The sequence below is a fragment of the [Clostridium] hylemonae DSM 15053 genome, assembly GCF_008281175.1.
Lineage (GTDB): Bacteria > Bacillota > Clostridia > Lachnospirales > Lachnospiraceae > Extibacter > Extibacter hylemonae.
On the sequence record NZ_CP036524.1, the window covers coordinates 1,692,289 to 1,718,344 of the forward strand.

General features: G+C 49.3%; 25 protein-coding genes. 22 read left to right on the forward strand and 3 right to left on the reverse strand.

What is annotated here, in order from left to right:
• Positions 1 to 2: 2 nt before the first annotated feature.
• Both scpB and LAJLEIBI_RS07780 read left to right on the forward strand, forming a co-directional pair.
• Complete coding sequence (scpB, locus tag LAJLEIBI_RS07775; protein ID WP_006444124.1) at positions 3 to 581, forward strand: SMC-Scp complex subunit ScpB; 579 nt, start codon at positions 3 to 5, stop codon at positions 579 to 581.
• 87 nt (positions 582 to 668) lie between these two features.
• The gene (locus tag LAJLEIBI_RS07780; RefSeq protein ID WP_006444125.1) at positions 669 to 1,886 is read left to right on the forward strand and encodes a D-alanyl-D-alanine carboxypeptidase family protein; all 1,218 of its coding nucleotides are present in this window, start codon (positions 669 to 671) and stop codon (positions 1,884 to 1,886) included.
• A gap of 304 nt (positions 1,887 to 2,190) precedes the next feature.
• Here LAJLEIBI_RS07780 and LAJLEIBI_RS07785 read toward each other — a convergent pair whose 3' ends face one another.
• Positions 2,191 to 3,057, reverse strand: coding sequence for a LysR family transcriptional regulator (locus LAJLEIBI_RS07785; RefSeq protein ID WP_006444127.1), 867 nt, complete (start codon positions 3,055 to 3,057; stop codon positions 2,191 to 2,193).
• 184 nt (positions 3,058 to 3,241) lie between these two features.
• Here LAJLEIBI_RS07785 and LAJLEIBI_RS07790 point away from each other — a divergent pair, with 184 nt between their 5' ends.
• The 4 genes from LAJLEIBI_RS07790 (at position 3,242) to rny (ending at position 7,440) form a co-directional block, all read left to right on the forward strand.
• Positions 3,242 to 3,730, forward strand: a complete 489-nt coding sequence (locus LAJLEIBI_RS07790) for a YbaK/EbsC family protein (protein WP_040435221.1) — start codon at positions 3,242 to 3,244, stop codon at positions 3,728 to 3,730.
• A 390-nt stretch (positions 3,731 to 4,120) separates the two neighbouring features.
• Positions 4,121 to 5,197, forward strand: a complete 1,077-nt coding sequence (recA, locus tag LAJLEIBI_RS07795; RefSeq protein WP_006444129.1) for a recombinase RecA — start codon at positions 4,121 to 4,123, stop codon at positions 5,195 to 5,197.
• 2 nt (positions 5,198 to 5,199) lie between these two features.
• Positions 5,200 to 5,814 carry a regulatory protein RecX gene (locus tag LAJLEIBI_RS07800; RefSeq protein ID WP_006444130.1) on the forward strand — a complete coding sequence of 205 codons (615 nt, stop codon included), beginning with the start codon at positions 5,200 to 5,202 and terminating at the stop codon, positions 5,812 to 5,814.
• 72 nt (positions 5,815 to 5,886) lie between these two features.
• Positions 5,887 to 7,440, forward strand: a complete 1,554-nt coding sequence (gene rny / locus LAJLEIBI_RS07805) for a ribonuclease Y (RefSeq protein WP_006444131.1) — start codon at positions 5,887 to 5,889, stop codon at positions 7,438 to 7,440.
• Positions 7,441 to 7,576: 136 nt separating this feature from the next.
• Here the strand turns inward: rny and LAJLEIBI_RS18680 are convergent, their stop codons facing one another.
• Positions 7,577 to 7,708 carry a hypothetical protein gene (locus LAJLEIBI_RS18680; protein WP_278141758.1) on the reverse strand — a complete coding sequence of 44 codons (132 nt, stop codon included), beginning with the start codon at positions 7,706 to 7,708 and terminating at the stop codon, positions 7,577 to 7,579.
• A gap of 374 nt (positions 7,709 to 8,082) precedes the next feature.
• On the opposite strand from LAJLEIBI_RS18680, the gene LAJLEIBI_RS07810 reads away from it, so the two are divergent.
• The 7 genes from LAJLEIBI_RS07810 to LAJLEIBI_RS07840 all read left to right on the forward strand — a co-directional run bounded on the left by LAJLEIBI_RS07810 (position 8,083) and on the right by LAJLEIBI_RS07840 (position 15,384).
• Positions 8,083 to 9,126: a lactonase family protein gene (locus LAJLEIBI_RS07810; RefSeq protein WP_242654918.1), complete on the forward strand. Its 1,044-nt coding sequence runs from the start codon at positions 8,083 to 8,085 to the stop codon at positions 9,124 to 9,126.
• A gap of 26 nt (positions 9,127 to 9,152) precedes the next feature.
• On the forward strand, positions 9,153 to 10,568 hold the full coding sequence (gene gndA, locus LAJLEIBI_RS07815) for an NADP-dependent phosphogluconate dehydrogenase (protein WP_040435222.1): 1,416 nt from the start codon (positions 9,153 to 9,155) through the stop codon (positions 10,566 to 10,568).
• Positions 10,561 to 11,952, forward strand: a complete 1,392-nt coding sequence (gene zwf, locus LAJLEIBI_RS07820; RefSeq protein ID WP_006444138.1) for a glucose-6-phosphate dehydrogenase — start codon at positions 10,561 to 10,563, stop codon at positions 11,950 to 11,952. The genes gndA and zwf overlap by 8 nt, the downstream gene beginning before the upstream one ends.
• 214 nt (positions 11,953 to 12,166) lie before the next feature.
• The gene (locus LAJLEIBI_RS07825) at positions 12,167 to 13,363 is read left to right on the forward strand and encodes a pyridoxal phosphate-dependent aminotransferase (protein WP_040435223.1); all 1,197 of its coding nucleotides are present in this window, start codon (positions 12,167 to 12,169) and stop codon (positions 13,361 to 13,363) included.
• 37 nt (positions 13,364 to 13,400) lie between these two features.
• Complete coding sequence (locus LAJLEIBI_RS07830) at positions 13,401 to 13,940, forward strand: NUDIX domain-containing protein (RefSeq protein ID WP_006444140.1); 540 nt, start codon at positions 13,401 to 13,403, stop codon at positions 13,938 to 13,940.
• Between the two features lie 142 nt (positions 13,941 to 14,082).
• Entirely contained in the window at positions 14,083 to 14,580 is a 498-nt protein-coding gene (locus LAJLEIBI_RS07835) for a hypothetical protein (protein ID WP_006444141.1), read from the forward strand.
• Between the two features lie 66 nt (positions 14,581 to 14,646).
• Positions 14,647 to 15,384, forward strand: coding sequence for a site-specific integrase (locus LAJLEIBI_RS07840; RefSeq protein WP_167534361.1), 738 nt, complete (start codon positions 14,647 to 14,649; stop codon positions 15,382 to 15,384).
• Positions 15,385 to 15,453: 69 nt separating this feature from the next.
• On the opposite strand, the gene LAJLEIBI_RS07845 is transcribed toward LAJLEIBI_RS07840, so the two are convergent.
• Positions 15,454 to 16,818, reverse strand: coding sequence for a polysaccharide biosynthesis protein (locus LAJLEIBI_RS07845; protein WP_006444143.1), 1,365 nt, complete (start codon positions 16,816 to 16,818; stop codon positions 15,454 to 15,456).
• Positions 16,819 to 16,947: 129 nt separating this feature from the next.
• Here LAJLEIBI_RS07845 and LAJLEIBI_RS07850 point away from each other — a divergent pair, with 129 nt between their 5' ends.
• The 9 genes from LAJLEIBI_RS07850 (at position 16,948) to gpmI (ending at position 25,941) form a co-directional block, all read left to right on the forward strand.
• A complete protein-coding gene (locus tag LAJLEIBI_RS07850) occupies positions 16,948 to 17,406 on the forward strand; it encodes an RrF2 family transcriptional regulator (protein ID WP_040435227.1) in 459 nt (152 codons plus the stop codon).
• Positions 17,407 to 17,429: 23 nt separating this feature from the next.
• A complete protein-coding gene (gene nifS / locus LAJLEIBI_RS07855) occupies positions 17,430 to 18,611 on the forward strand; it encodes a cysteine desulfurase NifS (RefSeq protein WP_006444145.1) in 1,182 nt (393 codons plus the stop codon).
• Between the two features lie 27 nt (positions 18,612 to 18,638).
• Positions 18,639 to 19,082 carry a Fe-S cluster assembly scaffold protein NifU gene (gene nifU, locus LAJLEIBI_RS07860; RefSeq protein WP_006444146.1) on the forward strand — a complete coding sequence of 148 codons (444 nt, stop codon included), beginning with the start codon at positions 18,639 to 18,641 and terminating at the stop codon, positions 19,080 to 19,082.
• A gap of 14 nt (positions 19,083 to 19,096) precedes the next feature.
• Entirely contained in the window at positions 19,097 to 20,182 is a 1,086-nt protein-coding gene (mnmA, locus tag LAJLEIBI_RS07865; protein WP_006444147.1) for a tRNA 2-thiouridine(34) synthase MnmA, read from the forward strand.
• Positions 20,175 to 20,993 (forward strand): histidinol-phosphatase HisJ family protein, encoded by an 819-nt coding sequence (locus tag LAJLEIBI_RS07870; RefSeq protein ID WP_006444148.1) that lies wholly within the window; start codon positions 20,175 to 20,177, stop codon positions 20,991 to 20,993. Before mnmA ends, LAJLEIBI_RS07870 begins: the two co-directional genes overlap by 8 nt.
• 137 nt (positions 20,994 to 21,130) lie before the next feature.
• The gene (gene gap, locus LAJLEIBI_RS07875; RefSeq protein WP_006444149.1) at positions 21,131 to 22,144 is read left to right on the forward strand and encodes a type I glyceraldehyde-3-phosphate dehydrogenase; all 1,014 of its coding nucleotides are present in this window, start codon (positions 21,131 to 21,133) and stop codon (positions 22,142 to 22,144) included.
• Positions 22,145 to 22,301: 157 nt separating this feature from the next.
• A complete protein-coding gene (locus LAJLEIBI_RS07880) occupies positions 22,302 to 23,495 on the forward strand; it encodes a phosphoglycerate kinase (RefSeq protein ID WP_006444150.1) in 1,194 nt (397 codons plus the stop codon).
• A gap of 65 nt (positions 23,496 to 23,560) precedes the next feature.
• Positions 23,561 to 24,310 carry a triose-phosphate isomerase gene (tpiA, locus tag LAJLEIBI_RS07885; protein ID WP_006444151.1) on the forward strand — a complete coding sequence of 250 codons (750 nt, stop codon included), beginning with the start codon at positions 23,561 to 23,563 and terminating at the stop codon, positions 24,308 to 24,310.
• Between the two features lie 89 nt (positions 24,311 to 24,399).
• Entirely contained in the window at positions 24,400 to 25,941 is a 1,542-nt protein-coding gene (gpmI, locus tag LAJLEIBI_RS07890) for a 2,3-bisphosphoglycerate-independent phosphoglycerate mutase (RefSeq protein ID WP_040435229.1), read from the forward strand.
• Positions 25,942 to 26,056: the final 115 nt, after the last annotated feature.

The window sequence follows — 26,056 nt, forward strand, 5'->3', positions numbered from 1 at the left end:
GTATGGAAGAAGTGGAGATTCGTAAGTTAGAAGGCGTGATAGAAGCCATTTTATTTACCATGGGGGAGTCGGTGGAACTGAGCAAGATCGCTTCCGCCATTGAACATGATGAAGATACGACGAGGAAAATAATCCGTCAGATGATGGTCAGGTATGACGAGGAGGACCGCGGAGTGCGTATCATAGAGTTGGAGAGTTCCTTTCAGATGTGTACGAAAAAAGAGATGTACGAGTATCTGATCAAGATCGCAAAGCAGCCCCGCAAATTTGTTCTGACAGATGTGCTGCTTGAGACTCTGTCGATCGTGGCATACAAACAGCCGGTCACGAAGCTGGAGATCGAAAAAATAAGAGGAGTAAAGTCGGATCATGCGGTAAATAAGCTCGTTGAGTATAATCTTGTCTGTGAAGTCGGCAGGCTGGACGCACCAGGGCGGCCGCTGCTATTCGGAACGACGGAGGAATTTCTGCGGAGATTCAGCATTCAGTCTGTAGAAGAGCTTCCCAGCCTCAATCCTGAGCAGATGGAGGACTTTAAGACAGAGGCGGAAGAGGAAGTGCAGCTTAAGCTGGATGTATGACAGCCGCGGCCCGAGGAACAAAAATGTTCATAGTATCCGCGCAGAGAACATAGATTACAGTAACACAGATTATATGCGGTGCTGTATATGAAAAAGAAATACTGGATATTAGGTATGATAATGACGATAGTTTTTTCCGCTTTTCCTTCCACCGGCACAGCTGCCGGGGATGGAGACATCCCGGAGGAACTGTCGCAGCTATACGCCCGGTCCGCAGTTCTTATGGATGCTGACAGCGGGCGTGTTTTATTTGGGAAGGATGAAGACGTGGTCAGGCCTATGGCCAGCACAACGAAGATCATGACCTGTATTCTTGCGCTTGAAAATATGCAGGAGGACCAGGTGACGGCAGCATCGGATCATGCTGCAAGCCAGCCAAAAGTCCGGCTGGGAGTAAAAGGGAAAGAGGAATTCCGTATAAAGGATCTTTTATATTCCCTTATGCTGGAGTCCCATAATGACAGCGCGGTAGTGATAGCAGAAGGGATCGCCGGATCGGTGGAGGCCTTTGCCGGCATGATGAATGAAAAGGCGGCAGAGCTTGGATGCAGCGATACATATTTTGTGACTCCCAACGGGCTGGATGGTTATGACGAGGGGGGGACACACTCAACGACTGCCAGAGACCTGGCAGCCATCATGAAATACTGCATCAAGGATTCCCCAAAGAAGGAACAGTTTCTGGAAGTGACCCGGACGAAGGATTACAGCTTCACAAATGTGAAAGGTGACAGAAGCTTTTCCTGCAGCAACCACAATGCCTTTCTGACTATGATGGACGGAGCGCTGTCAGGCAAGACGGGATTTACGGCAGACGCGGGATACTGTTATGTGGGGGCCCTTGAGCGGGACGGAAGGACGTTTATCGTGGCGCTCCTCGCCTGTGGCTGGCCGAACAATAAAGGATATAAGTGGAAAGACACGAGAAAGCTCATGGAATACGGAGTGGCCAATTATGAGTATCAGACCGTATGGCAGGATATGAAACTTAAAGACGTCAATGCAGAACGCGGCATTGAGAAGGGGAATGAATTCGGAGGGGATGCAAAGATTCCGGTCAAGATCGCGGATGCAGACAAAGAATTTAAGGTACTGCTCAGGGAGGGGGAGAAGGTAGACATAACATGTGACGTCAAAAAGAAGCTCGCCGCGCCGGTAGAGGAAGGAACAAAGGTCGGCACGGTCACCTATACGCTGGACGGAGAAGTGCTGAGGCAGTTTTCCGTCGTAACTGCGCAGTCCGCGGAAAGAAAAGACGCCGGGTGGTGTGCAGAGATTCTTTTAAAGAAACTTCTGATGCAGTGAGAAATCATCCATTAATAAATCTAATATCCCCATGATAAACGGTAATTTCCCAAACCTCCGGACAGATGATACTATATAAGTGAGGAAAGAGGAAACGGGTTCATGAGGAGGAGGTGTCATTATGGGAAACATCATAGGATGGGTCATCGTAGCTGCAGCGGCGCTGTATGGAATATATATAGTAATATCTGACAGAAAAAAGCACTTCTAGCCTGAAACAGGCGGTAAAGGCGGAAAGAGTAAGAAGCGGCTGCGGTCTGAATGCTTGTGTATGAACAGCAGACAGACTGCAGCCGTTTTATTTTCAGATAAGATTCTTTTTTACATACTGAAGAAAAAGTTTCATGGCCGGTGAAAGATCTTTGGAAGAACGAAGGGCAATTCCAAGATTGCGGTATGCGTTCGGCACGAGCGGACGCGTCACATAGTCTCCGTCGTATAAGGAGAGAAAGAGACGGGGCATGATACTTACGCCCAGTCCGTGTTCCACCATAGAGGCAATGGAATAATCATTCTTTCCGGTAAATTTTATGTCCGGCGTGATCCCGGCTTTTTCAAGCAGCGGGTGTATATCGGCGTCATTTACCCGGTCGTATATGATAAATGGCTGGTTTTCAAAAAGCTCTATCGGTACTTTTTCAAGCTTTGTGTACGGATGTCCTACCGGGAGGACTGCCAGGAGAGGGTCCTGCTCTACATGGATAAAATCATAGCTTTTATCTTTCTGAAAACTGGTAAGTCCGATATCCACGGTGAAATCTTCGAGCCACTTCGCGATCTCGCCGCCGCTGCCCTCCATGATCTGAAATATGATGCCCGGGTAGTCGGCCTGGAACCGCCGGATGATGTCCGGAAGCCAGTGTATGGAGCAGCTGACATAAGTACCGATACGCAGCGTCCCCTTTTTCAGCCCCTTCAGAAATGAAATCTCCTGATTCACCGTTTCGTTGGAAAAAAGCAGCGCCCGGATAGACGGAAGCAGTGCCTCGCCCTCCGGTGTGAGAGACACACCTTTGTGGCCTTTGTAAAACAGCGGGAAACCGACCTCGTTCTCAAGCGATTTCATCATCTGCGTGATCCCGGACTGTGTATAACCGAGCTTTTCACCGGCTTTTGTAAAGCTGCCGAGACTGATGGCAGTCAACAGTACCTCACATTTTTTTAGATCCATAAGCTTCGTCCCCCTTTCGCAACGGGCGGGATGTGTGTTTCTGCGCCTCTATTTGATTATATAACAGAACAGGCGGAGAAAGAAAGATTTAAAGGGTGGATTTTTCTGCAGATATATGTATAATCTACAGTATATGATCATGTGCAGGCCCCGGATGCCGGGGACAGATGAAGGAGGAGAAACGATGTCGGTAGAAAAGGTCAGGGAGTATTTCCGCCAGTATGGCATGGAAGAGCGGGTAAAAGAAGTGGACGAGTCCAGTGCCACGGTGGAGTCGGCAGCGGCAGCGCTCGGCTGTGAGCCGAAGCGCATTGCAAAGACGCTGTCCTTTCGCGCGGGGGAAGCTGTTCTTCTCATAGTGACGGCAGGCGATAGGAAGATAGATAACAAAAAGTATAAGCAGCGGTTCGGATGCAAGGCACAGATGCTCAGGGCGGAAGAAGTAGAGCCGCTTGTGGGCCATGGTGTGGGCGGGGTCTGCCCTTTTGGCATAAATGACGGTATTGATGTGTATATGGACGTGTCACTGCAGAGATTTGAAACAGTGTTTCCGGCGGCGGGAAGCGGAAACAGCATGATAGAACTCGGGATCGATGAACTGGAGCGGTACGGAAGAAGCAGCGGCTGGGTCGATGTGTGCCGGGAGCGTGAAGAGGCGGCCGCCGAAAAATAACAGGCTGCAGCGTTGCAAAAAACAAAAGATTCTTTTATAATGACAGCATGGAAGAATCGTTTGGAGGCTGGTCTTTTCTTTATATAATCTCAGGAGTATGAAAGGAGGGAGCAGGCGGTCAGATATATTTTTATACACGTATTTTTCACACATTAACCACCGGAGCAGTGTCACTGCTCCGGCGTCTTGACAAGGCGGTATGCCTTTTTTGAAAAATCACAGCCGTTTCTGGCAAAGACCACATTTTGATCAGGAAGAAGAGAAAAGCAGAAATATTCTTTCATTTTTGCCTATATTTTGTTGATTTTCATATTGACATTTGGCGGCAATTATAATACTATATTAATCGAGGAACGAACATTCGTTCGGTGACGAGAAGGAGAGCATGTTATGGTAAGTGATGATAAGAAAAAAGCGCTGGATGCAGCGATATCGAAACTAGAGAAAGATTTTGGAAAAGGCACGGTCATGAAGCTGGGTGATCCGGCAGCCCAGGTGCAGGTGGAGACTGTACCGACCGGTTCGCTGAGCCTTGACCTTGCCCTTGGGCTTGGCGGCGTTCCGAAGGGACGTGTCGTGGAGATATACGGCCCTGAGTCAAGTGGTAAGACGACGGTGGCGCTCCATATGATAGCGGAAGTGCAGAAGCGCGGAGGGATAGCGGGCTTTATAGATGCGGAACATGCGCTGGATCCGGTATACGCCGGCAACATAGGCGTTGATATCGATGAACTTTACATATCACAGCCGGACAGCGGCGACCAGGCGCTTGAGATCACAGAGACAATGGTGCGTTCCGGCGCGATGGATATCGTAGTTGTCGATTCTGTGGCGGCGCTTGTGCCGAGACAGGAGATCGAAGGCGATATGGGGGACAGTCATGTGGGGCTTCAGGCCAGACTTATGTCCCAGGCGCTTAGAAAGCTGACACCTGTGATCAGTAAATCAAACTGTGTCGTGATCTTTATCAACCAGCTGAGAGAGAAGGTAGGCATCATGTTCGGCAATCCGGAGACAACTACCGGAGGACGCGCGCTCAAGTTCTATGCCTCTATCCGCATGGATGTCAGAAGAATCGAGACATTAAAGCAGGGCGGAGAGATGGTCGGCAACCGCACAAGGGTCAAAATTGTAAAGAATAAGATCGCGCCGCCGTTCAAAGAAGCCGAGTTTGATATCATGTTCGGAAAGGGCATCTCCCGTGAAGGGGATATACTGGATCTGGCAGCCAGCATCAATGTGATCAATAAAAGCGGCGCATGGTATGCATACAATGGAGATAAGATCGGACAGGGGCGTGAAAACGCCAAGATTTATCTTGCGGAGCATCCGGATATACTGGAGGCGGTAGAGACGAAGATACGGGCCCATTATCACCTTGGTGAGGACGCGCAGGCAGCGGCAGAAGAGGCCGGAGAACAGGAAGACAAGAAGAAGGAATCCAAGAAAAAGGAAGAGGATAAATAACAATGACAGTCACAAAGATAGAGCCTGTGACAAAGACGAGATACCGGATATATGTGGACGGACAGTTTGCCTTTATATTGTATAAAGGCGAGCTGTCCCGTTATCTTATAGCGGAAGACGCTGAGATCACAGAGGAGACATATGAGACGATCCGGACAGAAGTTATATTAAAGAGGGTAAAGCTTAAGGCCATGCACCTGCTAAGCGACATGGACCGGACGGAAGGACAGTTGAGGACGAAGCTGAGGCAGGGAGGATACACGGAAGATATGATAGACGCGGCCGTGGATTATGTGAAGTCTTTCGGCTATATCGATGACGAAGCCTATGTGAAAAGATTTATAGCCGGCAGGAAAGATAAAAAGAGCAGAAGGGAAATATATGCGGCACTCTGCCGGAAAGGAATTCCAAAGGAACAGATAGAGGCGGCTATGGAAGACTGTTATGAAAAAGAGGATTCCTGTGGAGCCATACGGAAGATCCTGGAAAAGAAGAAGTATGATCCCGCCACGGCAAAAGACGAGGAAAAGCGCAGAATCATGGGCTTTCTGACACGCAGGGGATTCAGTTATGACGACATCCGTCAAGTAATACAAGTTTCTGAGTGGAATGCTTGACATCTTTGTGAAAACAGTATAAAATTTAAGTGTTGTATTTGTACAATGAAAATTAAATAAGGAGGTGCTCCTGTGCCGATAGGAATAGTAATTGCTGTAGCCGTGGTGCTTGTTATAATAACAGCGGCAGTCAGTCATTTTGTTACGGTCTCCAATCTGAAGAAGAATGCAGAATCCAAGATTGGAAATGCGGAAAGCAAGGCCAGAGAAATTATTGACGATGCGGTGAAGACAGCCGAGGCCAAAAAAAAGGAGTCTCTCTTGGAAATCAAGGAAGAGTCTATCAAGAACAAGAATGAGCTTGAAAAAGAGACAAAAGAACGCAGAGCAGAATTGCAGCGTTATGAAAAAAGAGTCCTTTCCAAAGAAGAGGCACTGGATAAGAAGTCAGAGGCTATCGAGAAGCGCGAGTCAGGGTTCGCAGCAAAAGAAGAACAGCTTAAGCAGCGCGAAGCGAAAGTGGAAGAGCTGAGTAAGCAGCGAGTACAGGAACTAGAAAGAATCTCAGGACTTACCTCCGAACAAGCAAAAGAATATTTGTTAAAAACTGTTGAAGAAGATGTTAAACATGATACCGCTAAAATGATCAAGGAGCTGGAGACGCAGGCGAAGGAAGAAGCGGACAAGAAGGCAAAGGAATATGTCGTCACCGCCATCCAGAGATGTGCAGCAGATCATGTAGCGGAAACTACAATTTCGGTTGTACAGCTTCCAAGTGATGAAATGAAAGGAAGGATCATCGGAAGGGAAGGACGCAATATCCGTACCCTGGAGACGCTTACGGGCGTAGAGCTTATTATCGATGATACTCCGGAAGCCGTTGTCTTGTCAGGCTTTGACCCGATAAGGAGAGAAGTGGCAAGAATAGCGCTTGAGAAGCTGATTGTTGACGGACGTATACATCCGGCAAGAATTGAGGAGATGGTAGAGAAAGCGCAGAAAGAAGTAGAGACAATGATTCGTGAAGAAGGAGAGGCGGCAGCTCTCGAGGTCGGCGTACATGGAATTCATCCGGAGCTTATCAAGCTTTTAGGACGGATGAAATTCAGAACAAGTTACGGCCAGAATGCACTGAAGCATTCTATTGAGGTATCACAGCTGTCAGGTCTTCTGGCGGGAGAGATCGGTCTTGACGTCAGAGTGGCGAAAAGAGCAGGTCTTCTGCACGATGTCGGAAAATCTATTGATCATGATGTGGAAGGCTCACATATTCAGATCGGTGTGGATCTCTGTAGAAAATACAAAGAATCTGCGACGGTCATCAATGCGGTAGAGGCCCATCACGGGGATGTAGAACCGGAAACTTTGATCGCATGTGTTGTACAGGCAGCGGATACCATATCTGCGGCCAGACCGGGTGCGAGAAGAGAAACAATTGAAACATATACAAACAGGTTAAAACAATTAGAAGATATCACCAATCAGTTTAAAGGTGTTGAGAAATCTTTTGCAATTCAGGCAGGTAGAGAGATTCGTGTAATGGTAGTTCCAGAGCAGGTATCTGATGCAGACATGGTATTGATGGCCAGAGATATAGCGAAGCAGATAGAGTATGAGCTTGAATATCCCGGTCAGATCAAAGTCAATGTAATCCGTGAATCACGTGTTACTGACTATGCCAAGTAGAAGATAAATGTTGAAGGGAACTGTCACGTTGAGAGATCAGCGGGACAGTTCTCTTTTTTTGTTAAAAAGCCCCTGAAACATACGTGTACAATATACCTGAAAGGTGTATAATGAGTTAAATCATATAAGCCGGCTCTTATTCTTCAGCCGGCTTATATGCTATGAGTACGATATCTTTTTCTGTCTGTTGTCTCAGCTTTTCCTGAAGTTCGTTTATTTCTTTTATACAGTCAGATGAGATGTCTGCTATCTGATATTCTTTCTCCACAGTGCTCACCTCCCCAGTTAGTATTTGGAGAACAGAAGAAAACATACGGAAGATGTACTTAAATTATTTGCCGTCACCGCTCCCCATTCTTTTTGACACGTTTTTTATTTTAAGAATGAAATCCTGCATGTCTGAACATCCTTTCTTTATACAAATAAATTCCTGTTACAATGAGAATACCGGCATGCACATATAACGTCTCTGCTGCACCCTTTGTTTAGCGTTAAAAAAGTAACGTTTGACATTCTATACTGTAATAATTATAATTACAGTATCCGGAGGCATACATTTATACTGTCTGTCAAAGATTGTGAAAAGAGGACTGTATATATAAGCGGTGTTCTGCCGGAATTTACTCGTGTATGGAGGCTGTGATGGAAGAAGACAGAAAAAAGATATGTAGTAATACGGATGTGATAAAGAAGGAGAGACTGTGGCAGGAAGTCTATGCCGGAACGTATACTTCCGAGAAAAGTAAAGGCGTGTACCGCTTTTTGTTCAACAGAGAAAACGCAGAGATGACAGAACCGGAACTTTTTTATGAGGCCGGCAATGCAAAGTGGGTGTCTCTGTCGGGAGATATGCTTGCATTTCCTGTGGAGAAGGAAGGCCGGGCGGGTACTTGTTTTGTCAGTCTGAAGGATAAGGCGGCAAAGCGCGTAGGAGAGATTCTGGAGGAGAAGGATACGCCGTGCTTTATCCTGCAGGACGGTGAGTTCACGTACACAGCCAATTATCATGACGGCACGGTCATGGTATACCATATGGGAAAAGATGGACCCGTCATTGCAGGAAGGATAGAAAACGGCAGAGAAGCGGGATGCCATCAGGTCATAGTACATGGGGCGTACATCATGGTCCCGTGCCTCACACAGCATGTGATACGGCTGTTTGACCGGAGAAACGGTTTCAGAACTGCCGGTACGATACAGTTTCCGGACGGAAGCGGGCCGAGACATGGTGTATTTGATCATTCCCATTCAAAGCTGTATGTGGTGAGTGAGTGGAGCAATGAGCTGTTTATATTTGATGTGCAGGACAATACGTTTCTGCTCCGTCAGCAGCTGTCTGTGCTTCCGGCAAAGACGGCCGGGGGTGAGAATAAACAGAAGGCCTCTGCCGCGGCAGTGCGCCTTGCGGAGGATGAACGTTTCCTGTATATATCGGTGCGCGGACTGGATCTGCTTACAGTTGTGGACGTTAGCGGCAGGAAGGCGGCGGTGCTGGAACATGTGTCCAGCGGCGGTGAACATCCGAGAGATTTCGTCCTGACGGGAGAAGGAGGGCATCTTCTTGTGGCCAACCGCTTTTCCGGAGGCATAGTCAGCATGAAAAGAAACAGAGAAAGCGGCAGGATCACCGGTATCCAAAGCCGTATCAGCATGCCGGAGGGGGTATCTCTGGTCATAAGACAATAGAAATTTTGATGAAGGAGGAATATATGATGCAGAAAACAGATATAGGCGTGATTGGTCTGGCGGTTATGGGCAGAAGCCTTGCTCTTAATATGGCGGACCATGGATTTAAAGTTGGAGGATATAACAGAAGCCGGGAGGTGACGGATGCACTGGTGAAGGAGCACCCGCATGATAACCTTGTGCCGTTTTATGATCTGGAGACACTCGTTGCTTCCCAGGAACGGCCGAGACGTTTCCTCATAATGGTGAAAGCGGGAAAGCCGGTGGATATGGTGATCGACCAGCTCGTTTTGCTTCTGGACAAAGGAGATATGATACTGGACGGGGGCAATTCATTCTTTGAGGATACGAGAAGGCGTGAAAAGCGGCTGAAGGCAGAGGGCATATACTATTTTGGAACCGGTGTGTCGGGGGGAGAGCACGGTGCGCGTTTCGGTCCTTCCATCATGCCTGGAGGGGAGGAGTCTGCCTACAGACATATTGCTCCTGTTCTGGAAGCTGTTGCCGCAAAAGCGCAGGGGGAACCGTGCTGTGCCTATATGGGGCCTGACGGCGCCGGACATTATGTGAAAATGGTGCACAATGGAATTGAGTATGCGGATATGCAGCTTATCGCGGAGGCGTATTTACTGCTGAAATATGCAGGAAATTATACGAATGAAGAACTTGCCGACCTGTTTGAAGAGTGGAATGAAGGGGAGCTGAAAAGCTATCTCATAGAGATCACAGCCAGGATTTTCCGGGAGGCGGATGATTATGCCGAGGGAGAGCTGGTGGACCACATACTGGACAGCGCCGGGCAGAAAGGCACCGGACGGTGGACGAGTCTGGAGTCTCTGAAACAGGGAGTAAACGTTTCCATGATCACAGCCGCGTGCAACGCCAGGATCATGTCAAACAGAATTGCGGAAAGAAACGCGGCGAAAGCGCTCATAAAAGAAGCTGCGAAACAGCCTGCCGCGGATAAGAAAGCCTTTGGCGAGAGCGTCAGGAAAGGGCTGTACACAGCGAAGATCGTGGCATATGCCCAGGGCTTTGACTTGCTGCGCCACGCTTCCTCCGAATATGGATGGGACCTCAATTATGGCAGGATCGCTTCCATATTCCGGGCGGGGTGTATCATTCAGGCGCAGTTTCTGGATGACATAACAAAAGCATTTGAAAACGACTCGGAACTTTCAAATCTGATGCTGGACTCTTATTTCCTGGAGGGTATCAACAGCGGAAAAGGAAGTCTTCAGAGTATTTTGTGTCTTGGCATTCAAAATGGCATTCCGCTGCCGGCCATGAGCCAGGCGGAAGCTTATATCGATGCGTTCAGAGGAACGCCGACGGGCGCTAATCTTATTCAGGCGCAGAGAGACTGCTTCGGGGCGCACACATATGAACGGACAGACCGAGAAGGCGTATTCCATCACGACTGGGGGCAGGACAATGAATAAAGAACAGACTTTTACCATATTCGGAGGTACCGGTGATCTGACTTTCCGTAAGCTGATCCCGGCGCTTTATAATATGGCGGCGGCAGGCAATGAGCAGCTCAATGGCCGGATCGTCGTGATCGGGAGGAGAGATTACACGAGTGAATCTTACCGGAAGCTGGCGGGAGAGTGGGTGGAAAAGTTCGCGCGCCTTACCTACCGTGAAGAGATATACGATAAACTGGCGGAGCGTATCGTGTATTACCGCATGGATTTTACCGACGAGGATGAGTATAGAGGACTCGATGCATTTTACACAGAGATCGGCGCCAGGGCCCATATCTTTTACTTTGCGGTTGCGCCCCGCTTTTTCGGAACGATCGTGCAGGGGCTTAAAAGTGTACACGGAGCCGGGAGCGGCAAGGTGGTTATCGAGAAACCGTTCGGAGAGAACCTTCTGGCCGCAGAAGAACTTAACGTGAGGATGGAAGCGTTTTTCGGGCCGGACCACATATACCGCATCGACCATTATCTTGGCAAAGAGATGGTCAGGAATATACAGACGATCCGGTTTGCCAATCCTATCTTCAGCAATATATGGGATGCGGGCCATATAGAGTGCATTCAGATCTCTGCGCTTGAGGAAGTCGGCGTTGAGACGCGGGGCGGATATTACGACCACAGCGGCGCGCTGAAAGATATGATGCAGAACCATCTGTTCCAGATACTGACGATCGTTGCCATGGAACGGCCCGAGGGGCCGGGGGTGGAAGAGATGCACCGGGAACAGATGAAGGTCCTGAAGGCACTTTGCATGCCGGAAGCAGCTGCCGGCAGTATGGTGCTCGGACAGTACGGCGGATACCGGAAGGAGCAGGCGGTGGATGAGAATTCTGCGACCGAGACTTATGCGGCGCTGCGCCTTTTTGTGGAGAATGACAGGTGGGGAGGCATGCCGTTCTATATCCGAACAGGAAAGAAGCTGAGAAAGCGGGAGATGCAGGTGGCAGTTGTATTTAAGAGTCCGGTTCCCGGCGTTCCGCAGAACATTCTTAATATCAAGATACAGCCGACGGAAGGCGTATATCTTCAGTTCAATATAAAAAGGCCGGGTGAGGCGGATGAGATCATACAGGCGAAGATGGATTTCTGTCAGAGCTGCTCTTATATCAACCAGATGAATACGCCGGAGGCATATGAGAGGCTGCTCGGCGCATGTATCCGAGGGGAACGCTCCTGGTTTTCACAGTGGGACCAGATCGAGACGAGCTGGAAGTACGTGGATGCTATACGGGAGCAGTATGTAAGCGGGAGTCTTCCGGTGTATAGTTATGAACCAGGGACTGCAGGGCCAAAAGAAGCGGATGAGATGCTTAGACAGCACGGCCATGCCTGGTTCGACTGACCGGAGGGAACAGCCGTATAAGATGAGATGCGGCAATGGATATGCAGGATTGAATGCTTGAAATTGCAAAAATAGTATATCAACGCCGTAATAACGTTGAAGCGATCGGGAAAAAGAATATATTGGAAAATAATCTTGCAAATAGAAACATCTTATACTATAATGAATAACTAGAATGTTTAATAAAATATGAAAAGATAGGATGGATGGAACAATGGCGTTAACATTATCAGAAAAGGCGGCTAGAGTAAAGCCGTCATCTACACTTGCGATCACGGCAAAAGCAAAGGCGATGAAGGCAGAAGGGATTGATGTAGTAGGATTTGGAGCTGGGGAACCGGATTTTAATACACCGGATAATATTAATGAGGCTGCGATACGTGCCATCCGGTCCGGATTTACAAAATATACCCCGGCATCCGGTACTGTGGAGCTCAAAAAAGCCATCAGCAGCAAATTCCGGGAGTTTAACGGCCTTGATTATGCGCCGGATCAGATTGTCGTCAGCAACGGCGGAAAGCATTCTCTCACGAATATATTCCAGGCGATCACAAATCCGGGTGATGAGGTGATCATACCTGCTCCGTACTGGCTGACCTACCCGGAGATCGTCAAATTATGCGACAGCGTGCCGGTCGTTATTTACGGTACAAAAGAGACGGGCTACAAAGTGACGGCAAAGCAGATCGAGGACGCGGTCACAGACAGGACAAAGGCTTTGATCTTAAATACGCCGAGCAATCCGACGGGCATGGTATATACGGAAGAAGAACTGCGCGCGATCGCGGACGTGGCTGTCAGAAACGACTTTTATGTCGTTGCGGATGAGATGTATGAATATCTTATCTACGGGGAGAAGAAGCATGTTAGCATCGCGTCTCTCGGAGAGGAGATCTACAGGAGGACGATCACATGCAGCGGTCTGTCGAAGAGCTATTCCATGACGGGATGGAGGATCGGCTACACCGGTTCCAGTGTCGAGATCGCGAAGCTTATGGGGAGTATTCAGAGCCATCAGACGTCCAACCCGAACTCCATCGCACAGAAAGCGGCGCTGGAGGCGCTTTCTGGCCCGCAGGATGCAGTGGAGGCCATGAGAAAAGAGTTTGATGCCAGAAGAAAATATATGTATGAGCGTGTGCAGAACATGCCTTTGTTAGAGTGTCTGGAGCCGGAAGGTGCGTTTTATACATTTGTGGACTTCACGAATGTTCTCGAAAAGTCCTATAAGGGAGTCCGCATCGGAACGGCGTCGAGGGCGGCGGAGATTCTTATTGAAGATTACAGCGTGGCTGTCGTGCCGTGCCAGGATTTTGGATTTGACAATTTCGTGCGCCTGTCCTATGCTATTTCCATGGAAGGCATAGAGAAGGGATTGAATCGGATAGAGGATTTTGTGACTTCTCTGTAGGTTATAGAAAAAGAAAAAAGAAAAGGCAGGGCGCGTCATGAGTGGTGAAGTCAGACGGATAAAGAGAGAGCTCGTCTATAAGGGAGCGATCCTGGAAGTTTATAACGATACGATGGAATTTGCTAATGGAAACAGAGCCGGCTGGGATTATATTCATCACGTGGGGGCGGCAGCGGTCGTGCCTGTGCTTGACGACGGAAGGATCCTCATGGTGAGACAGTACCGCAACGCGCTGGAGCGGGAGACGCTGGAGATGCCAGCCGGAAAGCTGGACGCGGCAGGAGAAGCAGGCATCGAGTGCAGCAGAAGAGAGCTGGAGGAAGAGACGGGCTATAGGGCGGGACAGCTGGAGTGGCTCATAACGATACGGCCTACAGTCGCCTACTGTGACGAGCGGATCGAAATCTATGTGGCAAGAGACCTGACAATGTCTGTGCAGGATCTGGATGAGAACGAGTATGTACTTGTCAGGCCGTACAGTCTCGATGAATTGAAAGGAATGATCTATGACGGTACAATAGAAGATTCCAAGACCGTCGCAGCGCTGCTCGCCTATGAAGACAGGTACCTCCGGTGACGGAGAATGCCCCTGCCAGATGAGGGATGCAGACATATAATAAGAATATATCAGAAGACCCGGCATATAATGAAGTATCTTGACAAGAGGAGGAGTATTTGTGAGGATACGGGAAAACAAAAAGTTTTTTGTTTTATTTTGTATGCTGGGTTTTTTCATTGGAATCCTGTATGCCAATATTGTGTCGAAAGACTACATAACAAGTATGGGTATTTTTAATGATTTCTTTTTAAACGAGTATGCCCAGACGGATATCGGCATGGCGGAGTATGCGTGGTATATTATCCGTATACGGATGATGCCGGTCATACTGCTCTTTGCGCTGGGATGCACCAGATTCAGGAAAGGGATCGTTGTCGCGTTTCTGCTTTGGACAGGCTTTTCGTGCGGTATGATCATGACGTCGGCTATTATGAAGATGGGAATTAAGGGGATCGTACTGTGCCTTCTGGCCATGACGCCGCAGTTTGCCTTTTATATCGCAGGCTATGTCGTTCTGCTCTGGTACCTGTTTTCCTATCCGGAATCCAAGTGGAACCTTACGAAGACCGTCTGTTTTCTGCTTTTGATCGCGCTTGGCATTGTCCTCGAATGTTATGTCAATCCGGTGCTGATGAAAATGTTCCTGAAAACCCTTTAAAGAGAAAGGCGTGCCATGGTCTGGCTGTATAAGCTGTATGCGCCGCGAAAGCCGAAGGAGAAAAGAATGGAGATAAGAGTAAAAGAATACATAGAGTATCTTGAGGCGAGAAAACACATCTCTGCGAACACAAGATCCGCGTATTTAAGAGACCTGGAGCGGATGTACGGATATCTGAGAGAGCACGGAATCGAACAGTTTGAGGATGCAACGGCGGCGACGCTGAACTCTTTTCTGCTCTTTCTTGAGAAAAATGGCCTTGGCGGCGCCACCATCGCCAGAAATGCGGCGGTGGTCCGCGGGTTTTACCAGTATCTTTTCCGGAAAAAAATCATAGAGGACGACATCACCGAGATGATGGAGGCGCCGAAGGTGGAGAGAAAACTGCCAAAGAGCGCCCGGAGAGAAGATATAGACAAAATACTGTCCGTTCCCGAAGGCGGTTCGCCAAAGGCGCTGCGCGACAGAGCCATGATAGAAGTGCTGCGCTGTACGGGTATTCTTGTGGAAGAACTGATAAAACTGCGGACAGAAGACGTTAAGCTGGAGCTGGGGTATGTGCAGTGTCATTTTCCGGGCAACCAGAACGCATATCCGCTGGACGGACCGAGCCTCGGGGCGCTCCGCCGGTATCTGGAAGAAGGCAGGGGAAAGCTCATACGCAGGGAACAGGACGAAGTGCTGTTCCCTAACGTGAGGGGGGCCTATATGAGCAGACAGGGATTCTGGAAAGTGATCCGAAGATACTCCGAAGAGACAGATGGGGAGCAGAAAATAACGCCCAGTATGATCAGACATACGTAGACGATATAAGGCCGGTGCTTGCGCATCGGCCTTTAAATTGTCAAAATAGTGCGGGAATTTTTATAGGGGTCAGACCCCTTTGCCGGCAGGGGTCTGACCCCTATGCACCTTTCTGCGAATTGTCAGATAATAATACAGATAAAAGATGCAGAACAGGAAGATGCAGAGCTGGCTTGCCAGCAGTCCCCACAGGTAGCCGCGGATCCCGTACACCGGGATGAGCAGGAGCACGCTTCCGATGCGGATGAGCAGGCCGATGGCATTGATGACAAAGGAGAGCGTCGTCTTCCCGATCCCGTTGATGATGCTGATGAGTGTATTGTCCGTATAGAGGAACGGGCATATCCAGGCGAGGGTGACGATGAAGCTTCCGGCTGCCGGGCTTTGGAACAGGAAGGTGCCGATCCAGCTTCCGGACAGGAGGAGGAGGGCGCAGCAGCCGCTTCCAAGCAGCACACAGCAGGAGACGACTTTTTTGATAATGGCGGACATCTCCCGCTGGTCATCGAGCGCCTGTATCTCCGCCACGGTCGGGAGGAGCATGGTTGAGATAGAATTGGTGATGGCGGAAGGAAACATGATGCACGGAAGCGCCATGCCGGTCAGCACCCCGTATGTACTGAGCGCGGCCTTGTTCGTCATGCCGTACGCCTGAAGCTTAAGCGGGATGGAGATGGCCTCCACGCTCTGGAGGACGTTGAGCAGCACCCGGCTTCCGGTGAGCGGGACGGACAGAAAGAGAAGCTCCCTTATATTTCTGCCGAAGGAGGGGAGGCCGGGCCGGATCTTCCGCATGGACATGGATTTACCGGTGATGGCTCTCAGACAGAAGAGCGAGGATACGACTTCGCCGGCAATGAGGCCGGCCACAGCGATCGAGATACCGAAGGTGATGCCGTTCTTCTGGCCGAATACGTAGATCAGATACACGGACATGATCCTGGCCACCTGCTCAATGAGCTGGGATGTGGCCGGCACGCCCGTCATCTTAAGGCCAAAATAATAACCGCATATACAGCTGTGGACCGCCGCGAAAGGAAACGCGTACGACAGGATAACGAGCAGTTCGGCGCAGCGCTCATCTTTCAAAAATGCGGAGGAGATGAACCATGCGTATTTCTGCAGCAAAAGAGTAGTGATACAGGAAATTATCACAGTAAATATAATGCTTGTGTACAATAATTCCCTTGCTTCCTTTTCCTGGCCGAGCGTAGTGCGTTTGGCAACGCAGCGGGACAGGGCTATTTCAATTCCGGCGGAAGTAAGGGAAAAGCACAGGGCATAGATGGGGAAAATGAGCTGGTAGAGCCCGACGCCTTCTTCGCCGAAAGTATGGCTCAGAAAAATCCGGTAAAAAAAGCCCATAAATCTGGTGGCAAAACCGGTGAGAGTAAGGATGAAAGTTCCTTTGATAATGGCACGTTTTCTGGACATAATTAACTCCTGTGGGATATCGTTATAAGATATTCAGGATATATGCTTGACAGAACAGATTTAAAAGTGTTATTCTACAGAAAGATAAATCCCAGTAAAATACTAGGAATTAAAAAAGAAGGTGATAGCATGAAGCTTTCTACAAAAGGCAGATACGGCCTGCGGGCGATCATCGACCTGGCAAGGTATGCGGAGACAGAGCCTGTCTCCATAAGCAGCATAGCGGCCAGGCAGGAGATATCGGAACGGTATCTCGAACAATTGGTCGGCCTTATGAAGAAGGCAGGACTTGTAAAAAGTATACGTGGTGCCGGAGGGGGATATGTGCTGGCCAGAGATATGAAAGACATATCGGTCGGAGATGTTCTGCGTGCACTGGAAGGAAGTCTTGAGCCGGTAAAGTGCGCGGCGTTCTATGCGGAAGAGGGCTGCATGGCATCGGACGGTTGCGTGACAAAGTATGTCTGGCAGAAGATCAACGACAACATCAACCACACGGTAGATGAGATCAAACTGGATGAATTAGTTCTGGAGAGCAGGCGCGTCAATCCCGAGGGGGAATGTGCCAATCCCCAGTGCAATAAATAAAAGACAAAAAGGAGGAAAAAATAATGGGACGATTCATATATTTGGACAATGCTGCAACGACAAAGACAGCGCCGGAGGTTGTGGAGGCAATGCTTCCTTATTTCACGGAGAAATTCGGGAATCCGTCAAGCGTATACGGCTTTGCCGCGGCAAATAAAGATGTCATAACAGCACAGAGGGACATCATCGCGCGCGCGCTCGGCGCAAAGAGCAGCGAGATCTATTTTACGGCCGGAGGGTCAGAGTCAGACAACTGGGCACTGAAAGCGACGGCAGAAGCATATGGGCACAAAGGGAAACACATTATCACGACAAAGATCGAACACCATGCCATCCTGCATACAGGGGAATATCTTGAGAGCAAAGGCTTTGATGTGACATACCTTGATGTGGACGAAGACGGTGTCGTTAAACTGGAGGAACTGAAAAATGCGATCCGTCCGGATACCATCCTCATATCGGTAATGTATGCCAACAACGAGATAGGCACGATCCAGCCGATAAAAGAGATCGGCGCCATCGCCCACGAACACGGGATACTGTTCCACACAGATGCTGTACAGGCGTTCGGCCAGGTGCCGATCAATGTGGATGAGTGTCATATCGATATGCTCAGCGCCAGCGGACACAAATTAAACGGGCCGAAAGGGATCGGGTTCCTGTATATCCGCACAGGAGTCAAGATCCGTTCGTTCGTACACGGCGGTGCGCAGGAGAGAAAGCGCCGGGCGGGAACAGAAAATGTTCCGGGCATCGTAGGCCTCGGCACAGCGGCAGACCGGGCCGTGAAAACAATGGAAGAACGCAGCGCCAGGGAAACAGCGCTGAGAGATTACATGATAGAGCGGGTGCAGAAAGAGATCCCGTACTGCAGACTAAACGGACACAAGACGGACCGTCTTCCGAACAATGCCAACTTCAGCTTCCGGTTTATTGAGGGAGAATCTCTTCTGATCATGCTCGATATGAAAGGTATCTGCGCGTCAAGCGGTTCTGCCTGTACCTCAGGCTCACTTGATCCTTCTCATGTTCTGCTTGCCATCGGGCTGCCCCATGAGATCGCGCATGGTTCGCTGAGGCTTACACTGAGCGATGAGACGACAAAAGAAGATATTGATTACGTGATAGATAATCTAAAAGAAATTGTGGAACATCTCAGAAAGATGTCGCCGCTGTATGAAGACTTTGTAAAGAAAAATAGTTAAGACAGACACAGAAGGAGGAAAACAGATATGTATTCAGAGAAAGTAATGGACCATTTCCAGAACCCGCGCAATGTAGGCGAGATAGATGACGCCAGCGGCGTCGGAACAGTAGGAAACGCAAAATGCGGAGATATCATGAGGATGTATCTTGACATAGATGAGGACCATATTATCCGCGATGTGAAATTTAAGACTTTTGGCTGCGGCGCAGCCGTTGCCACGAGCAGTATGGCGACAGAGCTTGTAAAAGGCAGGACGATAGAAGAGGCGCTTAAGGTGACGAACAAAGCTGTTATGGAGGCGCTTGACGGTCTTCCGCCGGTAAAAGTACACTGTTCTCTTCTGGCCGAGGAGGCGATCCACGCCGCGCTTTGGGACTACGCAGAGAAAAACGGCATCAAAATAGAAGGGCTGGAAAAACCGAAGTCAGATATCCATGAGGATGAAGAAGAGGAAGAAGAAGCATATTAGGCGAAGGTAACAGGATGGAAAAGAAAAAAGTTGTCGTTGGGATGTCCGGCGGAGTTGATTCCTCTGTGGCGGCTTACTTGTTGAAAGAACAGGGCTATGACGTCATCGGCGTCACGATGCAGATATGGCAGGAAGAAGAGCGCGCGGTGCAGGAAGAAAACGGAGGCTGCTGCGGTCTGAGCGCCGTGGATGACGCCAGAAGAGTGGCGGCTCAGCTCGGTATCCCGTACTATGTGATGAATTTCAGGCAGGAATTTAAAGAACATGTCATTGATTATTTTGTGGATGAATATACGCATGGCCGTACGCCGAACCCGTGCATTGCCTGTAACCGGTATGTAAAGTGGGAGTCTCTTTTAAAGAGGAGTATGGATATAGGAGCTGATTATATAGCTACCGGCCATTACGCAAGGATCGAACAGCTTCCGAACGAAAGATACGCACTGAAAGTCTCTGCCACAGACACGAAGGATCAGACATACGCGCTCTATAATCTGACGCAGGAGCAGCTTAGGCGCACCCTCATGCCCGTCGGCATGTACGAAAAAGAAGAGATACGCAGGATCGCCGGAAGTCTTGGCCTTGAGGTGGCAAATAAGCCGGACAGCCAGGATATCTGCTTTGTCCCGGACGGGGATTATGCCTCTTATATTGAAAAAGAGGCCGGGGTTAAAAGCCTTCCGGGAAACTTTGTCACTTCCGACGGTACCGTTGTCGGAACGCATAAGGGTATCGTGCATTATACGGTGGGACAGAGAAAGGGTCTGGGGCTGTCTCTCGGACACCCGGTATTTGTCCTTGACATCAGACCCGGGACGAACGAGATCGTAGTGGGGAGCAATGAAGAGTCCATGTCCAGATATGTGAGGGCCGATAACGTAAACTTCATGTCTGTCGGCGGACTGCCGGAGAAAAAGAGAGTGTGGGCCAAGATCCGCTATAACCACAGAGGCGCATGGTGTACGGCAGAAAAAACCGGACCGGATGAGATCGTCTGTACATTTGATGAGCCGCAGCGGGCCGCCACACCGGGACAGGCAGTCGTTCTTTATGACGGAGAGTATGTTCTCGGCGGCGGAACAATTATAGGAGATGAGTAGAAAGATGATGAGAGCAGATGTGCATATGCATACGTCGTTTTCACACGATTCAAAAGCCGCGCCTGAGGAGATGATCCTCGGCGCCATAGACAAAGGCCTTGAGATGATATGTTTTACCGACCATTATGATAAGGATGATATGGAATGGGGGGAAGAGAGCATCTTCGACCCGGAAGAATACTTTAAAGTGCTGCTCCCCCTAAAGGAGAAGTACAGCGGCAGGATGGACATACGTATCGGGGTGGAGCTTGGCCTGCGCCCGTATCTTGGAGATTATTACCGCAAGTTCACGGCTGCCTATCCGTTTGATTTCGTGATAGGGTCCGTACACAGCGTTGAATCCACCGACCCGGCCACAGGGAAACTCTTTGAGGGAAGAACAGATGAAGAGGCATACCGTACCGCTTTTGAGGAAATACTGACAGATATCCGTTCCTATAAAGACTATGATGTGCTTGGTCATCTCGATTACGTGGTGCGCTATGGCGCGGGAAGAGAGAAGGCATACACATACCGCACGTTTGCCGATGTCATTGATGAGATACTCAGGCAGCTGATAACCGACGGCAAGGGGATGGAACTGAACACTGCAGGACTTAAATACGGACTTCCGTTCGCACACCCCCATCCGGATGTACTGAAGCGTTACCGGGAACTGGGCGGAGAGATGATCACCGTCGGGGCGGACGGACACTGCCCGGAACATATCGCGTACGGCTTTGACAGGGCGGAAGAGATCCTGAGATCATGCGGCTTTAAATATTATACAGAATTTTCCGGCAGGAAGCCTGTTTTTAAGCAACTTCCATAAAAATGGTAAAAGCCCTTGAATTTTTGTATCAAATTTAGTACAATTATAGACGGTTGATGATTCTTTAACGATGTTAAGGGATTTCAAGAATAAAGGCTGTGTAACAGTTAATAAACAAACTTTAGGAGGAATTAATCATGGCAGTAAAAGTAGCGATTAATGGATTCGGGCGTATTGGACGTCTTGCATTCAGACAGATGTTCGGAGCAGAAGGGTATGAAGTAGTGGCGATCAACGACTTGACATCTCCAAAAATGTTAGCTCACTTGTTGAAATATGACTCTTCACAGGGAAAATATGCTTTGGCTGACAAAGTAGAATCTACAGATGACTCTATCATCGTAGACGGCAAAGAGATCAAGATCTACGCCAAAGCAAATGCTGAAGAACTTCCATGGGGAGAGATCGGCGTTGACGTTGTCCTTGAATGTACAGGATTCTATACATCAAAAGAAAAAGCATCTGCGCATGTGAAAGCAGGAGCAAGAAAAGTTGTTATCTCAGCACCGGCTGGAAACGACCTGCCAACTATCGTATATAATGTAAACCACGAAACACTGAAACCGGAAGACACAGTGATCTCTGCTGCTTCCTGTACAACAAACTGTCTTGCGCCAATGGCTCAGGCATTGAACGATCTTGCAAAGATCAAGTCTGGTATCATGTGCACGATCCACGCTTACACAGGTGATCAGATGACACTTGACGGACCTCAGAAAAAGGGCGATCTGAGAAGATCACGTGCAGCTGCCGTAAATATCGTTCCTAACAGCACAGGCGCCGCTAAAGCGATCGGTCTCGTTATTCCTGAACTGAACGGCAAGCTGATCGGATCTGCACAGCGTGTTCCTACTCCGACAGGTTCTACAACAATACTGACAGCAGTTGTGGACGGAACAGTGACAGTTGACGAAGTAAATGCAGCTATGAAAGCAGCAGCTACAGAATCCTTCGGATATAACACAGATGAGATCGTATCCAGCGATGTGATCGGTATGAGATATGGTTCTCTGTTTGATGCTACTCAGACAATGGTACTGCCTTTAGATAACGGAACTACAGAAGTACAGGTCGTATCCTGGTATGACAATGAAAACTCCTACACAAGCCAGATGGTAAGAACGATCAAATACTTCTCTGAATTAGCATAAATCTGCTTTAAGACTCACAAAGGGGTCCGGTCTATATTGGGCCGGATCCTTTTTACAGCCCTGCTGCGGCAAAACGCTGCTTAAGGACTGGCCGCAGCCGGTTTTGCCGCCTGTGGGTATCTACTTCTAATGCAATATAAAAAACGGAGGCCAACATATGCTTAATAAAAAATCAGTGGATGATATCAATGTAAAAGGGAAAAAAGTACTTGTAAGATGTGATTTTAATGTGCCGCTTATCGACGGGAAGATAACAGATGAGAACCGTCTCGAAGCCGCGCTTCCGACGATCAAGAAGCTGGCCGCGGACGGCGGCAGAGTGATTCTCTGTTCCCATCTGGGCAAGCCAAAGGGAGAGGCTGTGCCTTCACTTTCTCTTGCGCCGGTTGCGGCGCGTCTTAGCGAACTGCTCGGACAGGAAGTAAAATTTGCGGCAGATCCGGAAGTGGTAGGGCCAAATGCAAAAGCTGCCGTTTCAGCCATGAAAGACGGAGAGATAATCCTGCTTGAAAATACGAGATACCGGGCAGAGGAGACGAAGAACGGAGAGGCATTTTCCAAAGATCTGGCTTCCCTGTGCGACGTGTTCGTCAATGATGCGTTCGGCACTGCACACAGAGCGCACTGCTCTAATGTAGGGGTTACCCAGTTCGTTGACACGGCGGTCGTAGGTTATCTGATGCAGAAGGAGATCGACTTCCTCGGCAATGCGGTGAATAATCCGGAAAGGCCTTTTGTCGCCATTCTTGGAGGGGCAAAAGTGTCAAGTAAAATATCTGTGATCGAAAATCTGCTGGATAAGGTTGATACATTGATCATCGGCGGCGGAATGTCTTACACATTCAGCAAAGCACAGGGCGGAAATGTAGGAAAGTCTCTGCTGGAAGAAGATTACTGTGATTATGCTCTGGATATGCTCAAGAAAGCGAAAGAGAAAGGTGTTAAGCTGCTCCTTCCTGTAGATACCGTTATCGCAGATGATTTTTCCAACGACGCAAATTCCAGAGTTGTAAAAGCGGGAGAGATTCCGGCAGACTGGGAAGGTCTTGATATAGGACCTGAGACCGCAGCTATGTTCTCAGAGGCGGTAGAAGACGCGAAAACAGTTGTCTGGAACGGACCGATGGGATGCTTTGAGATGCCGAACTTTGCAACAGGCACGGAGGCAGTCGCAAAAGCGCTCGCAGAGACGGACGCCACGACGATCATCGGCGGCGGAGATTCCGCAGCGGCCGTAAACCAGCTTGGATACGGCGACAAGATGTCGCATATATCCACAGGCGGAGGCGCTTCACTTGAGTTCCTGGAAGGAAAAGAACTGCCGGGAGTAGCAGCGGCAAACGACAAGTAAAAATCAGGCAGATATGTCAACCGCGCTGCACATAAAATATAAAAGAGAATTAGGAGAGTAGGAAGATGGCAAGAAGAAAAATTATAGCTGGCAACTGGAAGATGAATAAAACACCGAGCGAGGCGGTCGCTCTCGTTGAAGAATTAAAGCCGCTCGTGGCAAACGACGAGGCAGATGTCGTATTCTGCGTTCCCGCAATAGATATCATTCCAGTTGTGGAGGCATGCAAGGGCACCAATATCCAGGTGGGAGCTGAGAATATGTATTATGAGGAGAGCGGGGCTTACACCGGAGAGATCTCACCTGCAATGCTCACAGACGCAGGCGTAGCATATGTGGTTCTCGGCCACTCTGAGAGAAGAGAATATTTTGCCGAGACGAGCGAGACTGTAAATAAAAAGATGCTGAAGGCGTTTGAGCACGGTATCACACCGATCATGTGCTGCGGCGAGACGCTCGAGCAGAGAGAACAGGGCGTGACTATGGACTTCATCCGCCAGCAGGTCAAGGTTGGTTTTATGGGAGTCACAGCAGATCAGGCGAAGACGGCAGTTATAGCCTATGAGCCTATCTGGGCGATCGGCACAGGAAAGACTGCCACAACAGAGCAGGCACAGGAAGTGTGCGCGGGCATCCGTGCATGTATCGCCGAGATCTATGATGAAGCTACGGCGGAGGCGGTCCGCATTCAGTACGGCGGCTCTGTTAACGCGGCTACGGCGCCGGAATTATTTGCCCAGGCAGATATCGACGGCGGTCTTGTAGGCGGGGCTTCCCTCAAGGCAGATTTCGGAAAAATCGTAAATTATAAATAAGCAGTACCGGGAGCCGCAGGAAGCAGATTCCTGTGGCTTTTCCTTGTGAAATTAAAATCTGGAAAAAATAAATGGCAGGAGAGGAATATATGAGCAAAAAACCAACAGTATTGATGATTCTTGACGGATACGGATTAAATGACAGCAGGAAGGGAAATGCCGTTGCAGAGGGCAGGACACCTGTTATGGATAAGCTGAGGGCAGAATGCCCGTTCGTGAAAGGATATGCCAGTGGAATGGCAGTCGGGCTTCCGGACGGACAGATGGGAAACTCTGAGGTCGGCCATCTCAATATGGGGGCGGGCCGGATCGTATACCAGGACCTCACAAAGATCACAAAGGCAATTCAGGACGGGGATTTCTTTGAGAATAAAGCACTGCTGGCTGCGTGTGAGAATGTGAAGAAAAACGGCACATCTCTCCATTTGATGGGGCTTGTCTCCGACGGAGGAGTCCACAGCCACAATGAGCATATCTACGGACTTCTTAGGCTGGCAAAGATGCAGGGCATTGAAAAAGTATATGTGCACTGTTTTCTGGACGGCCGTGACACTCCGCCTGCATCCGGGAAAGAATATGTGGAAGAACTCGTCTTAAGGATGAAGGAGATCGGTGTCGGCGAAGTCGCCACCGTTATGGGACGTTATTATGCCATGGACAGGGATAACCGCTGGGAGCGTGTGGAGAAGGCATACCGCGCGATGGCCGAGGGAATAGGAGAAGCGGCGTCAGGAGGGCCGGAAGGCATTCAAGCCTCCTACGACAAAGACAAGACAGATGAATTCGTTCTGCCTGCGGTCGTGATGAAAGACGGCGCGCCTGTAGCTACAGTGAAGGACGGAGACTCTGTTATATTCTTTAACTTCCGCCCCGACCGCGCAAGAGAGATAACGAGAACCTTCTGTGACGATAAGTTTGAAGGGTTTGACAGAGGAGACAGGATCAAGACGACCTTTGTGTGCTTTACAGAATATGATGTGACGATCGGCAATAAGCTCGTCGCTTTTGTGAAAGATGAGATCACGAACACATTCGGCGAATTTCTGGCAGCAAGCGGAAAGACGCAGGCGCGTATCGCAGAGACGGAGAAGTACGCGCATGTCACATTTTTCTTCAACGGCGGCGTGGAAGAGCCAAACAAAGGGGAGGACAGAATCCTCGTAAAGTCACCGAAGGTGGCGACCTATGATCTGAAACCGGAGATGAGTGCATATGAAGTATGCGGTAAGCTCGTCGATGCCATAAAGTCCGATAAATATGACGTCATCATCATCAACTTTGCCAATCCGGACATGGTCGGCCATACAGGTGTGGAAGCGGCAGCGATCAAGGCGATCGAAGCCATCGACGAGTGTGTTGGAATGGCAGTGGACGCACTGAAGGAAGTGGACGGACAGATGTTTATCTGCGCGGACCACGGCAATGCGGAACAGCTTATCGATGATGAGACTGGAGAGCCGTTTACAGCGCATACGACAAACCCGGTTCCGTTCATTCTCGTGAACGCCGATCCGGCCTTTAAACTGAGAGAAGGAGGCTGCCTTGCAGATATTGCCCCCACGCTCATAGAGATGATGGGAATGGTGCAGCCGAAAGAGATGACGGGAAAGTCATTGCTCATCAGAGAATAACTTTCATATGCCGATCGCATAAAAGACGGGGCTGTAAAAAAGTCCAAAGGAAGAATCGCCAGAACCGGTATTTGCCGGAACTGGCGATTCTTCCTTTAGGAGAGTTTTACACCCT

What these genes read in the sequence shown, in the direction of transcription:
- scpB (WP_006444124.1), top strand. Translation starts at nt 3, where the DNA reads ATGGAAGAAGTGGAGATTCGTAAGTTAGAAGGCGTGATAGAAGCCATT.
- LAJLEIBI_RS07780 (WP_006444125.1), top strand. Translation starts at nt 669, where the DNA reads ATGAAAAAGAAATACTGGATATTAGGTATGATAATGACGATAGTTTTT.
- LAJLEIBI_RS07785 (WP_006444127.1), bottom strand. Translation starts at nt 3,057, where the DNA reads ATGGATCTAAAAAAATGTGAGGTACTGTTGACTGCCATCAGTCTCGGC.
- LAJLEIBI_RS07790 (WP_040435221.1), top strand. Translation starts at nt 3,242, where the DNA reads ATGTCGGTAGAAAAGGTCAGGGAGTATTTCCGCCAGTATGGCATGGAA.
- recA (WP_006444129.1), top strand. Translation starts at nt 4,121, where the DNA reads ATGGTAAGTGATGATAAGAAAAAAGCGCTGGATGCAGCGATATCGAAA.
- LAJLEIBI_RS07800 (WP_006444130.1), top strand. Translation starts at nt 5,200, where the DNA reads ATGACAGTCACAAAGATAGAGCCTGTGACAAAGACGAGATACCGGATA.
- LAJLEIBI_RS07810 (WP_242654918.1), top strand. Translation starts at nt 8,083, where the DNA reads ATGGAAGAAGACAGAAAAAAGATATGTAGTAATACGGATGTGATAAAG.
- gndA (WP_040435222.1), top strand. Translation starts at nt 9,153, where the DNA reads ATGCAGAAAACAGATATAGGCGTGATTGGTCTGGCGGTTATGGGCAGA.
- zwf (WP_006444138.1), top strand. Translation starts at nt 10,561, where the DNA reads ATGAATAAAGAACAGACTTTTACCATATTCGGAGGTACCGGTGATCTG.
- LAJLEIBI_RS07825 (WP_040435223.1), top strand. Translation starts at nt 12,167, where the DNA reads ATGGCGTTAACATTATCAGAAAAGGCGGCTAGAGTAAAGCCGTCATCT.
- LAJLEIBI_RS07830 (WP_006444140.1), top strand. Translation starts at nt 13,401, where the DNA reads ATGAGTGGTGAAGTCAGACGGATAAAGAGAGAGCTCGTCTATAAGGGA.
- LAJLEIBI_RS07835 (WP_006444141.1), top strand. Translation starts at nt 14,083, where the DNA reads ATGCTGGGTTTTTTCATTGGAATCCTGTATGCCAATATTGTGTCGAAA.
- LAJLEIBI_RS07840 (WP_167534361.1), top strand. Translation starts at nt 14,647, where the DNA reads ATGGAGATAAGAGTAAAAGAATACATAGAGTATCTTGAGGCGAGAAAA.
- LAJLEIBI_RS07845 (WP_006444143.1), bottom strand. Translation starts at nt 16,818, where the DNA reads ATGTCCAGAAAACGTGCCATTATCAAAGGAACTTTCATCCTTACTCTC.
- LAJLEIBI_RS07850 (WP_040435227.1), top strand. Translation starts at nt 16,948, where the DNA reads ATGAAGCTTTCTACAAAAGGCAGATACGGCCTGCGGGCGATCATCGAC.
- nifS (WP_006444145.1), top strand. Translation starts at nt 17,430, where the DNA reads ATGGGACGATTCATATATTTGGACAATGCTGCAACGACAAAGACAGCG.
- nifU (WP_006444146.1), top strand. Translation starts at nt 18,639, where the DNA reads ATGTATTCAGAGAAAGTAATGGACCATTTCCAGAACCCGCGCAATGTA.
- mnmA (WP_006444147.1), top strand. Translation starts at nt 19,097, where the DNA reads ATGGAAAAGAAAAAAGTTGTCGTTGGGATGTCCGGCGGAGTTGATTCC.
- LAJLEIBI_RS07870 (WP_006444148.1), top strand. Translation starts at nt 20,175, where the DNA reads ATGAGTAGAAAGATGATGAGAGCAGATGTGCATATGCATACGTCGTTT.
- gap (WP_006444149.1), top strand. Translation starts at nt 21,131, where the DNA reads ATGGCAGTAAAAGTAGCGATTAATGGATTCGGGCGTATTGGACGTCTT.
- LAJLEIBI_RS07880 (WP_006444150.1), top strand. Translation starts at nt 22,302, where the DNA reads ATGCTTAATAAAAAATCAGTGGATGATATCAATGTAAAAGGGAAAAAA.
- tpiA (WP_006444151.1), top strand. Translation starts at nt 23,561, where the DNA reads ATGGCAAGAAGAAAAATTATAGCTGGCAACTGGAAGATGAATAAAACA.
- gpmI (WP_040435229.1), top strand. Translation starts at nt 24,400, where the DNA reads ATGAGCAAAAAACCAACAGTATTGATGATTCTTGACGGATACGGATTA.